Annotated in this window: 13 protein-coding genes; 10 read left to right on the top strand and 3 right to left on the bottom strand. The window is 31.9% G+C overall.

What is annotated here, in order from left to right:
- Positions 1 to 116: 116 nt before the first annotated feature.
- Positions 117 to 722 carry a hypothetical protein gene (locus B3J26_RS11465; RefSeq protein ID WP_291074631.1) on the top strand — a complete coding sequence of 202 codons (606 nt, stop codon included), beginning with the start codon at positions 117 to 119 and terminating at the stop codon, positions 720 to 722.
- Between the two features lie 56 nt (positions 723 to 778).
- Complete coding sequence (locus tag B3J26_RS11460) at positions 779 to 1225, top strand: KTSC domain-containing protein (RefSeq protein ID WP_038330588.1); 447 nt, start codon at positions 779 to 781, stop codon at positions 1223 to 1225.
- A gap of 71 nt (positions 1226 to 1296) precedes the next feature.
- On the opposite strand, the gene B3J26_RS11455 is transcribed toward B3J26_RS11460, so the two are convergent.
- Both B3J26_RS11455 and B3J26_RS11450 read right to left on the bottom strand, forming a co-directional pair.
- Positions 1297 to 2271 (bottom strand): deoxyhypusine synthase family protein, encoded by a 975-nt coding sequence (locus tag B3J26_RS11455; protein ID WP_038330586.1) that lies wholly within the window; start codon positions 2269 to 2271, stop codon positions 1297 to 1299.
- A 33-nt stretch (positions 2272 to 2304) separates the two neighbouring features.
- Positions 2305 to 3687: an arginine decarboxylase gene (locus tag B3J26_RS11450; RefSeq protein ID WP_180904450.1), complete on the bottom strand. Its 1383-nt coding sequence runs from the start codon at positions 3685 to 3687 to the stop codon at positions 2305 to 2307.
- Between the two features lie 415 nt (positions 3688 to 4102).
- Here B3J26_RS11450 and B3J26_RS11445 point away from each other — a divergent pair, with 415 nt between their 5' ends.
- From B3J26_RS11445 to B3J26_RS11410, 8 genes are all read left to right on the top strand, one after another.
- Positions 4103 to 4876, top strand: coding sequence for a ParA family protein (locus tag B3J26_RS11445; protein ID WP_038330582.1), 774 nt, complete (start codon positions 4103 to 4105; stop codon positions 4874 to 4876).
- A 5-nt stretch (positions 4877 to 4881) separates the two neighbouring features.
- On the top strand, positions 4882 to 5772 hold the full coding sequence (locus B3J26_RS11440; RefSeq protein WP_291074630.1) for a ParB/RepB/Spo0J family partition protein: 891 nt from the start codon (positions 4882 to 4884) through the stop codon (positions 5770 to 5772).
- Positions 5762 to 6340 (top strand): DUF5683 domain-containing protein, encoded by a 579-nt coding sequence (locus tag B3J26_RS11435; protein ID WP_291074629.1) that lies wholly within the window; start codon positions 5762 to 5764, stop codon positions 6338 to 6340. Before B3J26_RS11440 ends, B3J26_RS11435 begins: the two co-directional genes overlap by 11 nt.
- Positions 6341 to 6349: 9 nt before the next feature.
- Entirely contained in the window at positions 6350 to 7054 is a 705-nt protein-coding gene (gene dapB / locus B3J26_RS11430; protein WP_115000386.1) for a 4-hydroxy-tetrahydrodipicolinate reductase, read from the top strand.
- A 26-nt stretch (positions 7055 to 7080) separates the two neighbouring features.
- Positions 7081 to 8643 (top strand): signal peptidase I, encoded by a 1563-nt coding sequence (lepB, locus tag B3J26_RS11425; protein WP_291074628.1) that lies wholly within the window; start codon positions 7081 to 7083, stop codon positions 8641 to 8643.
- Between the two features lie 100 nt (positions 8644 to 8743).
- A complete protein-coding gene (locus B3J26_RS11420; RefSeq protein ID WP_038330572.1) occupies positions 8744 to 9349 on the top strand; it encodes a WbqC family protein in 606 nt (201 codons plus the stop codon).
- Positions 9350 to 9353: 4 nt separating this feature from the next.
- Positions 9354 to 10955 carry a S8 family serine peptidase gene (locus tag B3J26_RS11415; RefSeq protein ID WP_291074627.1) on the top strand — a complete coding sequence of 534 codons (1602 nt, stop codon included), beginning with the start codon at positions 9354 to 9356 and terminating at the stop codon, positions 10953 to 10955.
- A 122-nt stretch (positions 10956 to 11077) separates the two neighbouring features.
- Entirely contained in the window at positions 11078 to 12712 is a 1635-nt protein-coding gene (locus B3J26_RS11410; RefSeq protein WP_291074626.1) for a S8 family peptidase, read from the top strand.
- Positions 12713 to 12776: 64 nt separating this feature from the next.
- Here B3J26_RS11410 and pepE read toward each other — a convergent pair whose 3' ends face one another.
- Positions 12777 to 13499: a dipeptidase PepE gene (gene pepE / locus B3J26_RS11405; RefSeq protein WP_038330565.1), complete on the bottom strand. Its 723-nt coding sequence runs from the start codon at positions 13497 to 13499 to the stop codon at positions 12777 to 12779.
- Positions 13500 to 13544: the final 45 nt, after the last annotated feature.

The raw sequence follows: 13544 nt of genomic DNA, 5'->3' as shown, positions 1-13544 counted from the left end.
ATTTTGTTTGTTGTTAGCTTGCTTAAAATTACAAAAATATTCGAGAAAATTCATTTTACACAAAACGATTAAATCATATAAATAATGTATATTCGAAAAAATAAATCATAACCTAAATGCCAAAATCACTCAAAACCTACATCATTTCCTCTGTTCTTCTCATTCTATTTTTATTGAGTTTAAACCTTATTGGTTTAAATTTAAAAGGAGAATATACCTATCAAATTCTAGCTTGGACTTGGATTATTTTCACCTTTTACATCGTTATTAAATTTTGGAAAATTATCTATATCAAAATTTATGGTTTTTTACTTTTTGCTTTAGTTGGATTGAGCATTTTACCAATGGCAATTCTGTTTCTATCTATCGTTAGTTTTTTATTCAATATGAATACAATTCAAACCATTAAAGTAAACGATGAATATAAAATAGTAGTTACGAAAAAAGTTATGGCAATGAAACGTGCTTATATCTATAATTCTGAATCTAAATTTCCTATTTTAGAAAAATCAAACAATATCGCGAGACCAGATTATAGTGATATTGTTTCTGAAACATTAAATATTAATTCTGATGATCCAAAGCTATATGAATACGAAAACGAACCTATTCAGCAAGCTAAACTGATTTCTATAAACAAGGATAGTATTGGAATTGAATATCAAATTCTCAACAAAAAGAAAATTATTTATCATAACCTTAACGAAACTTATGGATATTAAGCGCATTTCGTGATTTATAATCCGTACTTTTGCACTCCGAAAAAAGGATTATAATTATGAAAAGCGTTGTAGAACACAGAAAATTACTTGGAGTTGATAAAAATGTAACTCTAAAAGAGTTGAAAACAATTTACAGAAATACGATGAAAGATGCGCATCCTGATAAATTTATCAACGACGAAGCAGGTAAAATAGAAGCTGAAGAAAAAAGTAAAGTTGTGATCGAAGCATACCACTTTTTAGTAAGTATTAATCCTGAAACGCACGAAAAAAACAAAGAAGAATATACGATTACAACTGCAAAATCTAACATTCATGATTTTTATATGGATGAACAAATTTTGAAAGTAGAACATTTAGATGGAAATCATTACGAGTATTTTGGTGTTCCTAAAAACACGTACATCAAAATGGTAAATTCTGACTCTCCAAGCCGTTTTGCTAGAAGACATATCTATGGAAAATTTACACATAGAAAAGCTGGTGAAGCAATGAAAGATTAATTATCTGAACAATATAAAACCAAAAACCACTTCAATTGAAGTGGTTTTTTTTATGCTTAATATTCTATTGATTAGTTTCCTAAAATATAGTTGAAAATCAATGGCGCTACGATTGTCGCATCAGATTCTATCATATATTTTGGCGTATCAACATCTAATTTACCCCATGTAATTTTCTCATTTGGAACTGCTCCAGAATAAGATCCGTAAGATGTTGTAGAATCAGAAATTTGACAGAAATATGCCCAGAAAGGAACATCTGTCCACTCTAAATCTTGGTACATCATTGGAACAACACAAATTGGGAAATCTCCAGAGATACCACCAGCAATTTGGAAGAAACCTACACCTTTACCATCAGAATTAGCACGATACCACTCTGTTAAGTAAATCATGTACTCAATTCCAGATTTTACTGTAGACGCTTTTAAATTACCTTTGATTACGTTAGACGCAAAAATGTTTCCTGTTGTAGAGTCTTCCCAACCTGGACAAACGATAGGTAAATTTTTCTCAGCTGCAGCAACAATCCAAGAATCTTTCGGATCAATTTCGTAGTATTGCTCTAAAACTCCAGAATTTACAACTTGATATAAAAATTCGTGTGGTAAATAACGCTCACCTTTTTCTTCAGCAGCATGCCAAACATTCTCTAAATGCTCTTGTAAACGACGAAAAGCCTCCTCTTCTGGAATACAAGTATCTGTAACACGATTGAAGTGCGTATCTAACAATTCGCGCTCTTCCTCTGGCGTTAAATCACGGTAATTTGGAATTCTTTTATAGTGAGAATGCGCAACTAAATTCATTACGTCTTCTTCTAAATTTGCTCCTGTACAAGAAATGATGTGCACTTTATCTTGGCGAATCATTTCCGCTAATGAAATTCCTAATTCAGCAGTAGACATTGCTCCACCCAAAGAAATTAACATTTTACCACCTTCTAACAAGTGTTGCTCATATCCTTTTGCAGCGTCAACTAAAGCAGCTGCATTAAAGTGTCTATAGTTATGTTCTATAAACTGACTGATTGGTCCTTTACTCATTTTATTTGTTTTATATTTTATTAAAAATTCTAATTATTTATATCCTAATGTATTCAACACATCTTGATGCGTTTGTTCTTCTGAATATACTTTTGCTTCATAATTTTCGTCAATCAAAATATATTTGGGCTGAGGAATTAAACAGTGATTAATTCCACCAAAACCACTAATATTATCTTGGTAAGCTCCTGTATTAAAGAAACCGATATACAATGGTTTTGCTTGATCATATTTCGGAAGATAAATGGCATTTACATGCTGTTCTGAATTGTAATAATCGTCAGAATCACATGTTAAACCTCCTAATAATACACGTTCATACTTATCGTACCAACGGTTAATTGGCAACATTACAAATCGTTTCGAAATTGCCCAAGCATCTGGCAAAGTTGTCATAAAAGAAGAATCGATCATATCCCAATACTCTTTATCATTTTGTTTCTTTTGATAAAGAATTTTGTAGACTACTCCTCCACTTTCTCCTACTGTAAACGAACCAAATTCTGTAAAAATATTTGGAACAGGAATTCCTTCTTCATCACAAATCATTTTAATTTGCAACAAGATTTCTTTCGCCATGTATTCGTAATCATATTCGAAATTCAACGAATTTTTGATTGGGAATCCACCACCAATATTCAAACTATCTAATTCTGGACAAACTTTTTTAAGGTTTACATAAACTCTCAAACATTTTGTCAACTCATTCCAATAATATGAATTGTCTTTAATTCCTGTATTGATAAAGAAATGAAGCATTTTCAGTTTAATGCGTTCATTTGGTTTTACCATTGTTTGATAAAACGGTACAATATCCTTGTACCCAATTCCTAAACGAGAGGTATAAAACTCAAATTTTGGCTCTTCTTCAGATGCAATACGAATTCCGATTTCAAAATCACCTTCAATTGCCTCAGAAAACAAATCAACTTCCTCGTAATTGTCAATTACTGTAATCGTTTTACGATGTCCGCTATTTACCAAACGAGCAATATTTTCTACATATTCCTCACGCTTGAAACCGTTACAAACAACATACTGATCGTCTGTAATCAAACCTTCTCCAATCAAATTTTCGACAATATTAATGTCAAATGCAGAAGATGTCTCAATGTGAATATCGTTTTTTAATGCTTCACCTAAAATGTGACGAAAGTGAGAACTTTTTGTACAATAACAATAATTGTAAGTTCCCTCATAGTTTAACTCTTCACGCGCTTTTTCGAACCAACCTTTCGCTTTCTGAATGTTTTGCGAAATTTTAGGCAAATATGTAAATTTTAATGGTGTTCCATGTTCTTCGACCAAAGCTTTTAGGTCAATTCCATTAAATTTTAAGTACTCTCCATCTAATTCAAATTCATCTTGTGGAAAGTCAAATGATTGCGTGATTAAATCTATGTATTTAGTTTTCATTATGCTTTATAAATGTTACGTGTGTTTAATAATTCTAAAAATTTTGCAAAAAAATTAGGGTATTACAGACGTATCGCATAATATACATTGCGAAGCAATAAGGGGAAAGAATAATTCTTAAATTCGTTTCTATTCATTAAAACTACTGCGTTAAAGCTCTTTCTATTCTCAACGCTTTCGAATAAAAGGTTAAAATTCATCAACTTTTTTTATTAAAAAAATTATAAAAATACTTGTCGCAAATATAAGTTTTTTAATTCTGTTAAAAAGATAAAATAATATTAAAATTTAGCTTTACAGAACTGATGTTTTATGATGTAAAACAAATATTCAACAATTATTCAAAAATTTATTTTTTCTTTAAGGTTTAGCAAGGTTAAATATTGTATTTTTGAAATCGTTTTGAACGTAAATTATGGGTAAAATTATTGCTATTGCTAACCAAAAAGGTGGTGTTGGTAAGACGACAACTTCGTTAAACCTTGCTGCTTCATTAGGTGTTTTAGAGAAAAAAGTTTTATTAATTGATGCAGATCCGCAAGCAAATGCAACATCTGGTTTGGGTTTTGATTTGGATGAAATCGAAGCTGGAACCTATGAAGTATTGGAAAATGAAGTGCTTGCGAGCAAAGCTATTTTACAATCAGAATCGCCAAACTTAGACTTGATGCCTGCTCATTTAGATTTAGTTGCTGCCGAGATTGAGATTGTAGATTACGAGAACCGCGAATACATGTTAAAAAACGCGCTATCAGAAATCAAAGATCAATATGATTATATTATTATAGATTGCGCGCCTTCACTTGGTTTGATTACATTAAATGCGCTTACAGCTGCAGATTCTGTGATTATTCCTATTCAGTGCGAATATTTTGCGTTAGAAGGTTTAGGAAAATTATTAAATACGATAAAAGGAATTCAACAACATCACAACAAGGAACTGGATATCGAAGGTTTATTGTTGACGATGTATGATTCTCGCTTACGTCTTTCTAATCAAGTATTAGACGAAGTGAACAATCATTTTCCGCAAATGGTTTTCAAAACAATTATCACTCGAAATGTACGTTTGTCAGAAGCACCAAGTTTTGGCGAAACAATTATTCAGTACGACGCAGCAAGTAAAGGTGCAGAAAATTACTTAAATTTAGCGCGTGAATTTTTAATTAACAACAACGATACAGTTTAAATAAAATGGCAAAGCCAAACAAAAATAATCGCTTGGGACGTGGATTATCTGCTCTATTAAAGGATGAACCAACTGTAAAAACAGCACAAGATGAAGGTGCAAAGAAATTGGTTGGAAACATTTTGGAAATAGATTTAGAAAAAATCACCGAGAATCCTTGGCAGCCACGAACTAATTTCGATAAAAAAGCTTTAGAGGAATTGGTTTCGTCTATTCAAACATTAGGCGTTATTCAACCGATTACGATTCGTAAAAAACCAACTGGTGAATATGAATTGATTTCTGGTGAAAGACGTTTTCGCGCCTCACAATTAGCTGGTAAAAAAACAATTCCGGCTTATGTGCGTTTAGCAAATGACCAAGAAATGCTGGAAATGGCATTGGTCGAAAATATTCAGCGTCAAGATTTAGATGCGATCGAAATTGCGCTTTCTTACCAACAATTGATTGATGAAATCAAGTTAACACAAGAAGAATTAAGTAAACGTGTTGGGAAAGACAGAACGTCTATTACCAATTATTTGCGTTTATTAAAATTAGACCCAATTATCCAAACAGGAATTCGTGACGGAATGATTTCAATGGGACACGGTCGCGCTTTGATGGCTATTGATGATACTGATTTACAATTTGATATTTACGAAAAAATTGTCAAAAACAATTTATCTGTACGTGATACAGAACGTTTAATCAAATCGATAAAAGAAGGCAAACCTGAAAAAAAAGCAACAAATGAATTGCCTTATCAGTACAAAGAAGCATTAAGTTCTATTTCAAATTTATTGAATACGAAAGTTGAAATAAAACGTGCAAATAATGGAAAAGGTAAAATAATTTTGAATTTTACTTCAGATGATGAGTTTGAACGATTAAGAAAATTTTTAAATGAAAATTAAATCATTCTTACTTGGATTAACGATCTCTTCGACGTTTGCTTTTGGTCAGGTTAAAACGGATTCTTTAGTCGTTGTCGAAAATAATATTATTGTAAACGATACAATGAGCGTAACTAAAGAAGCATTAATGGAGAAAAGTCCAATTAGAGCCTCTTTGTATTCGGCTATTTTACCTGGTGCTGGACAATTGTATAACAAAAAATGGTTAAAAGCACCTATTGCGCTTGGTTTAGTAGGTACAGGAACAGGTTTTACGATTTATTACAATAATTTGTACAAAAAATACCGAAAAGCTTATATTGCGGTAAGAGAAGGAACACCAAACGAATTCACAGGAATTTTATCTGCAGAGCAATTGGCAGTTATTCAAGATGATTACAAACGAAAACGCGATTATAGTGTCGCTTTAACTGCATTAGCTTATTTATTAAATATTGTAGATGCAACAGTAGATGCGCATTTATTCACAGTTCGTAATGACACAGAAATGTCATTCAAACCAACAGTCATTCAAGATGAAATGACATTAGAGCCAGTTTTAGGATTGGCATTTAACTTAAAATTTTAGAAATTACAGATGAAAATTGCATTAATAGGATACGGAAAAATGGGAAAAGCCATTGAAGAAATTTTAATTCAACGCGGACACGAAGTTGTACTTAAAATATCTCGTACTCCACTTGCGGAAGAATTAAATAATGTTGAAGTTGCAATAGAATTTTCGAGACCAGAATTCGCTTACGACAACCTTAAAGTATTACTTGAAAATAAAATCGCAACAATTTGTGGAACAACAGGATGGTTAGATAAACAAGAAGAAATTAATCATTTAGCAATTTCAAATAACACCGCTTTTTTATATGCTTCTAACTTTAGTTTGGGCGTTAATTTATTCTTCGAATTAAATTCTATTTTAGCTCGAATGATGAATAAATATCGTAACGAATACCAAATTAATCTAGAAGAAATTCATCATACACAAAAGCTTGATGCACCTTCTGGAACAGCGATTACAATTGCAGAAGGAATTATTGACAATTCAACATATAATTCTTGGTCGATGGACGAAAAAGCAAAAGACATTATTCCAGTTGAAGCAAAAAGAATCGAGGATGTTCCCGGAACACATATCGTACAATATAACTCTGATGTAGATACTATTGAGATTTCTCATACGGCGCATTCTCGCAAAGGTTTTGCCTTAGGTGCCGTGATTGCTGCGGAATGGATTTGGAATAAACAAGGTGTTTTCACAATGAAAGATGTACTTGAACTGAACTAAATTAAAATACTAAATATCAAAAACTTATGCATGTACTAATTTACTGGTTAATTGGTTTTATTATTGCCAATATAATCTTTGGAGCTGCAACTTGGAAATTATATAAAAATGCTGGAAAGCAAGCAATTCAAGCTTATATTCCTTTTCTAAATATCTGGAAAGGTTTAGAAATTATTCATCGTCCAAAATGGTGGATTATTCTATTTTATTTGCCAATTGTTGGTCCTATTTTTTGGTTAGTATTCTTTGTTGATTTAGGAGATTCTTACGGAAAAATTGAAACAAAAGACAAAGTCATTATGGTTTTGACTTTAGGTTTATACATTTTTGCGGTTAATTATTCTGATAATCCAAAATATTTAGGTCCAGAAAAACGCAAACCAACATTTGTTTCTTCCTTAATTTTTGCCCTTGTTTTAGCAACTTTGGTTCATAACTGGTTTATTCAACCAATGATTGTTCCAACAGGATCAATGGAAAATACAATCAAAATTGGTGATGCTTTATTTGTAGAAAAAGTAAGTCACGGAGCGCGTGTTCCTATGACACCAATCGGAATTCCATTCTCAGAATTTATTTACCGAGATGGTTTTATCGACAAAGCACGCCTACCTTATATGCGTATTCCAGGTTGGAGAGATTTAAAATCGAACGACATTGTTGTCTTCAACTATCCTACAGATTCTATTTACAATGCGATTGATCGTAAAGATGCATATGTAAAACGTTTAGTAGGTTTACCGGGAGAAACCGTGCAAATTCGCAATGGTGTTTTATATGTAAACGATAAAAAATTCATTCCAAAGAAAGATGCGCAAGTTCAGCACGCTTATAAAGTAACTACAAAAGTCCCTTTTAGTGATAAATTATTATACGATAATTTTGGAATCATAAGTACAGATTATAATGCTGCAAAACAAGGTGACGGAACATTTATTTATCAATTTGCAGCTTTGACTGATGCTCATGTTACAGCAATGAAATCTAATGCAAATGTAGTTTCTGTTGAACCTATTTTACAACCTGTAGGTGAAAAAACGGAACATATTGTAAATGGAAAAATTGATAGTACAAACACTATTTTTCCAGTAAACAAAAACTGGAATCCAGATCAATACGGACCTTTATACATTCCGAAAAAAGGTGATGTAGTTGATGTTAACAAAGAAACTTTAGCGCAATATATTAACATTATTCGTCGCTATGAAAACAATACATTAAGAGTTGATTCTACAAACGGTAAGTTTGATGTATTTATCAATGATCAAAAAACAGATAAATACGAAATCAAACAAAATTATTATTTTATGGTTGGTGATAACAGAAATCAATCATTAGATGCACGTTTCTTTGGTTATGTTGGAGAAGATCATATTATTGGTCGTCCAATTATGATTTGGGCAAATATGAACGGAATGTTCGAGCCTGCTGCTCCTAAGAAATTTATTTGGAATCGTTTCTTTACTTCAATAAATAATGATAATCCGGACAAAACTTCGTACGGAATTTATGTTTTAATTGCCTTAATTGGTTGGATTGGATATGATATTGTAAAAGCTCGTAAAGAGAAAAAGAAAAACAAATATTAATAAAAAGAGCGATTAAAATCCTCTAAATTATAAAATTAACAACACTATAAATGTGCATTATAAGCTAATTGTAATGCACATTTCCATATAAAATAATAGAATGAAAAATACGTTTGCAGCTTTTTATTTTGGACCGATTGATTACTATGCAGAAATGGTAAAAAGCCAAACTTTGGATATCGAAGTTCAAGAAAATTTTCAAAAGCAAACTTACCGTAACCGCATGTATATTTTGGGCGCAAATGGTAAATTAATGTTGAATATTCCAATTTTACACAACGGAACACGTTTGTTCAAAGATTTGCAACCTTCTTATGAATATGATTGGCAAAAAGAACACATCAAATCGTTAAAATCAGCTTATCAAAGTTCTCCATATTTTGAATATTATGAAGATGAAATTATTCCAATTTTAGAACAAAAAGAGAAATTTCTTTTAGATTTTAATCTAAAAACAATTGATTTCATCAACAAAAAATTAAGCTTAGATTTGGATATTTCTAAAACTGAAACCTATCAAGATCTAAACCCTGAAAATGATTTCAGAAATCAATTTTCTGCTAAAAAAGCTCCTCAATATAACTTACCAGAATATGCGCAAGTTTTTGATGATAAATTTGAGTTTATAGAAGGTTTGAGTATCTTAGATTTACTTTTTAGCGAAGGACCAAGTGCCGCAGTATATTTAAAAAACTTAATAAAATAACAACATGAGAAAATTATTTATTGCTTTAGGATTTGCCTTTACATTAGGGTTTGCTCAAGCACAAACAACAGAAGTACCAAAAGAAAAATGGTATCATGCAGGTGTTGAACAAACAGGTATTTATGGTGTAAATACCGATCAAGCTTTACAATTCTTAAAAGACAACAAAAGAAAAGCGAATACAATTATTGTAGGAGTTTTAGACAGTGGTGTTGAGAATTTTCACGAAGATTTGAAAGCAAATATGTGGACAAATCCAAAAGAAATTCCAGGAAACGGAATCGATGATGACAAAAATGGTTACATTGACGACGTACATGGTTGGTCTTTTTTAGGAACTGCAAAAGGAATCAATTACAATGATGATACAACTGAATTAACACGTCTTTACAAAGCTTTATCATCTAAATACGCAACTTTTGATCAAAAGAAAAATCACGAAGCTATTGTAAAAAATCCTACTGAATATGCTGAATTTCAAAAAATTGAAAAAGAATATTTAAGTGCTGTAGGAAAAGCAAAATATAACCAACAAGTTGCTCAATCTAAATTGAATGCAGTTGAAGGTGGTGTAAATAAAATGGTTCTTGAGTTTGGTGATACTAAATTAACAAAAGATATTTTAAAGAATTATCAACCAACAGATTCTCAAATCTTAGAAGCTTTATGGATTTTTGGTGAGTTAAAAGAAGAGCAATGGGTTGGAAAAACAATGAAAGAAGTTTCTAACACTTATTTAGGAGCTACTCGTCGTGCTGCAAAGGGAGATGCTTTATCTTCTCACTTAAATCTAGATTTGGTTGATCGTAAAAATGTTGACAATCCAAATGATAAGAAAGAGCGTTTTTATGGAAACGGAGATTCTAACGGACCTGAGTCTTCTCACGGAACTCACGTTGCTGGAATTATCGGTGCTGTAAGAGGAAATAATATCGGTTCTGAAGGAACAACAGGAGGAAATAATGTAAAAATTATGTCGGTTCGTACAGTTCCAAATGGAGACGAACGCGATAAAGATGTTGCAAATGCAATTTACTACGCAGTTGACAATGGAGCAAAAATCTTGAATATGTCTTTCGGAAAACCTTATTCTCCTGATGCAGATTTAGTTTGGGATGCGTTCAAATATGCTTCTGATAAAGGTGTTTTAATCGTTAAAGCGGCAGGAAATAGCAACGAAGATATTGATGTTCATGTACATTATCCAACTAATTTCAGAAATGGAAATGTTGTTTCTAAATCTGTTCTTACGGTTGGTGCTTCTACTAAAGATCCAAATGCTTTAAAAGCTCGTTTCTCTAACTATGGTAAAAAATCGGTAGATGTTTTTGGACCAGGACAAGAGATTTATGCAACATATCCAGGGGTTGATCAATATCGTTTCTTAAACGGAACTTCTATGGCTTCACCTGCTGTTGCTGGTGTTGCAGCGTTGGTTTGGTCACATTATCCAAAATTAACTGCAGAAGATATTCGTAATATCTTAATGGAAACAGTTAATAAAAATGAGCAATTAAAAGAGATTTCTGTTGCAGGTGGTGTTGTAGATTCTTACAAAGCTGTGCAAAAAGCTGAAGAAATTTACAAACAACGTAAATTGAAATAATTTTAAATTTAACACAACATTATAAAAAGGCTTCAAATTTTGGAGCCTTTTTTGCGTTTAAACTCGAGATAATTTTAGATGTAACAATTTCGGTTGTTTCTCGACATATAGATAAATCAATTATGAAAAAATTCTTATTAAGTATATCAGTTGCCATGTTTATTGGTGTGGTATCGTTCGCACAAGAAACGACAACTGCTCTACCATTGCCTAAAGTTGATCAAAAATATTGGCAACACGAATCTTTCGAAGAAAGTGGTGTTTATGGTGTTAATACTCAAAAAGCTTTACAATTTTTAGAATCAAAAAAACGTAAACCTTCACAGTTAATTGTTGGTGTTTTAGATTCTGGAGTTGAGATTACTCACCCAGATTTAAAAGATAATATTTGGACAAATAGCAAAGAAATTGCTGGAAATGGAATTGATGATGATAAAAATGGATATGTTGATGATATTCACGGTTGGAATTTTATCGGAGGAAAAGATGGTAAAAATGTTGATGGAGACACATTAGAGTTAACACGTCTTTTTGTAAAATACCGCGATTTATTCGAAAAAAGTAAAGATGCAGCTTCAAACAAAACGAAATTTCCAAAAGAATTTGAAGAATATCAAAAAATAAAACCTGAGTTCGAAAATAAATTAGCCGAAGCAAAACAAAATGCAGCGCAATATGTACAGATGAATGATATTTTCTCTGTTGCATTTCCTGCTTTGATTAAAGAATGGGGCGAAAAAGATTTGAATGAAAAAAATATGATGTCTTTTAAACCTGTTTCTAAAGAAGCACAACAAGGGATGATTATTTTTGGTATGGTTCCGAAAGAAGCTTGGGAAGGAAAATCGATGAAAGATTTCTTAACAGAAGTTGGAAATGAAATTTCTGAAGGAACAAAATACTACAAAGAACAAGTTGAAATTAACTTGAATACAGAATTAGATCCTCGTCCAATTGTTGGTGATAATTATGCTGATAAATCAGAACGTTTTTACGGAAATAATGATGTAGACGGCCCTGATTCTATGCACGGAACGCACGTTTCTGGAATTATTGCGGCAAAATCTGGGAACGGAATTGGAATGGATGGAATCGCAGGAAATGGTTATGTAAAAATCATGTCAGTTCGTACAGTTCCAAATGGAGACGAACGCGATAAAGATGTTGCAAATGCCATTCGTTATGCAGCAGATAATGGAGCAAAAATCTTGAACATGTCTTTTGGAAAAGCTTATTCTCCAGATAAACAAATTGTTTGGGATGCATTTAAATATGCTGAGAAAAAAGGTCTTTTATTGATTAAAGCTGCAGGAAATGAAAACGTAAATATTGATGACGAAATTCACTTCCCTACCGTTTATGATGACAAAGGTGTAGAAGTTTCTAAAAACGTAATTACAGTTGGAGCAAATACAATGGATAATGACAATTTAAGAGCAAGTTTCTCTAATTTTGGTAAAAAGTCTGTAGATGTTTTTGCGCCAGGAAATGAAATATATTCTACTGTTCCTAATAAAGATGGGGAATACAAAAACGAAAGTGGAACTTCTATGGCTTCTCCAGTTGTAGCAGGAGTTGCAGCTTTGGTTTGGGCACATTATCCCAAATTAACTGCAACAGATATCAAACAAATTTTGTTAGAATCTGTCAACAAAAATCCTGCTTTAACAGATATTTCTGTAACAGGCGGTGTTGTTGATGCGTACAAAGCTGTTCAATTAGCAGAAAAAATGTATGTTGCTAAAAAAATGAAGTAATTAGTTTTATATAAATTGTTTTAAAATTGAAATCCTCAACTAAATTTAGTTGAGGATTTTTTATTTAAATACTATAAACTTTTTCTTCTAAAATACCAGATTCAATCTCAATTGGTTGTTCATTTTGTCTAAAAATTCGGGCAGATAATTTTCCTTTCAACTCCACCACTCCATTTTCTACACGAAGCCAACTTCCTTCTCTCAATCCAACTACAACTTGATGATTAAATTTGTGAAATTCATTGATACGTGTTTCTCTTGTTTCTCCTTTGTGCGTAGAATTTGGATCAGGATCCAAATAATGCGGATTAATATTAAAAGGTAAAAATTGCAATGCATCAAAACTTGGTGGATAAACGATCGGCATATCGTTTGTTGTTCCAATTGTTAAACCTGTCAAATTACTTCCTGCGCTAGTTCCAATATATGGCGTTCCATTATGTACAGCACTTCTCAACTCTTCTACCAAACCAAGTTCATATAACGTTTTTAGCAATAAAAATGTATTTCCTCCTCCAATAAAAATCGCTTTCGCATGCAAAATGGCTTCTTTTTTATTCTCGAAAGTATGCAAACCTTTTACAGAAATTCCAACCGTTTGCAAAGCATCTTTTACATTTTGCGTATAATCATCGTACGAAATTCCCGAAGGACGCGCATAGGGAACAAAAATGATTTCATCAGAATTAATAAATTCTTTGATTTCATCTTTTATATATTCTAAAAAACTATAACCGTGAATAGTACTCGTACTTATCACTAATAGTCTATCATTTGGATTTATCATGTTATCGAATTTTAACTCAAAAGTAAGTTTAAAATAAGAAAGTAG

The organism is Empedobacter sp. UBA5987 (genome assembly GCF_002429865.1).
Classification (GTDB): Bacteria; Bacteroidota; Bacteroidia; order Flavobacteriales; family Weeksellaceae; genus Empedobacter; species Empedobacter falsenii_B.
The sequence above is the reverse complement of the archived record's forward strand: the minus strand, read 5'-3'. Positions and strand labels throughout refer to the sequence as shown.

Bases quoted from the DNA above. Each gene is read 5' to 3' on its own strand.
- dapB (WP_115000386.1), top strand. From the start codon at position 6,350: ATGAAAATTGCATTAATAGGATACGGAAAAATGGGAAAAGCCATTGAA.
- B3J26_RS11435 (WP_291074629.1), top strand. From the start codon at position 5,762: ATGAAAATTAAATCATTCTTACTTGGATTAACGATCTCTTCGACGTTT.
- lepB (WP_291074628.1), top strand. From the start codon at position 7,081: ATGCATGTACTAATTTACTGGTTAATTGGTTTTATTATTGCCAATATA.
- B3J26_RS11455 (WP_038330586.1), bottom strand. From the start codon at position 2,271: ATGAGTAAAGGACCAATCAGTCAGTTTATAGAACATAACTATAGACAC.
- B3J26_RS11445 (WP_038330582.1), top strand. From the start codon at position 4,103: ATGGGTAAAATTATTGCTATTGCTAACCAAAAAGGTGGTGTTGGTAAG.
- B3J26_RS11460 (WP_038330588.1), top strand. From the start codon at position 779: ATGAAAAGCGTTGTAGAACACAGAAAATTACTTGGAGTTGATAAAAAT.
- pepE (WP_038330565.1), bottom strand. From the start codon at position 13,499: ATGATAAATCCAAATGATAGACTATTAGTGATAAGTACGAGTACTATT.
- B3J26_RS11440 (WP_291074630.1), top strand. From the start codon at position 4,882: ATGGCAAAGCCAAACAAAAATAATCGCTTGGGACGTGGATTATCTGCT.
- B3J26_RS11420 (WP_038330572.1), top strand. From the start codon at position 8,744: ATGAAAAATACGTTTGCAGCTTTTTATTTTGGACCGATTGATTACTAT.
- B3J26_RS11415 (WP_291074627.1), top strand. From the start codon at position 9,354: ATGAGAAAATTATTTATTGCTTTAGGATTTGCCTTTACATTAGGGTTT.
- B3J26_RS11410 (WP_291074626.1), top strand. From the start codon at position 11,078: ATGAAAAAATTCTTATTAAGTATATCAGTTGCCATGTTTATTGGTGTG.
- B3J26_RS11450 (WP_180904450.1), bottom strand. From the start codon at position 3,687: ATGAAAACTAAATACATAGATTTAATCACGCAATCATTTGACTTTCCA.
- B3J26_RS11465 (WP_291074631.1), top strand. From the start codon at position 117: ATGCCAAAATCACTCAAAACCTACATCATTTCCTCTGTTCTTCTCATT.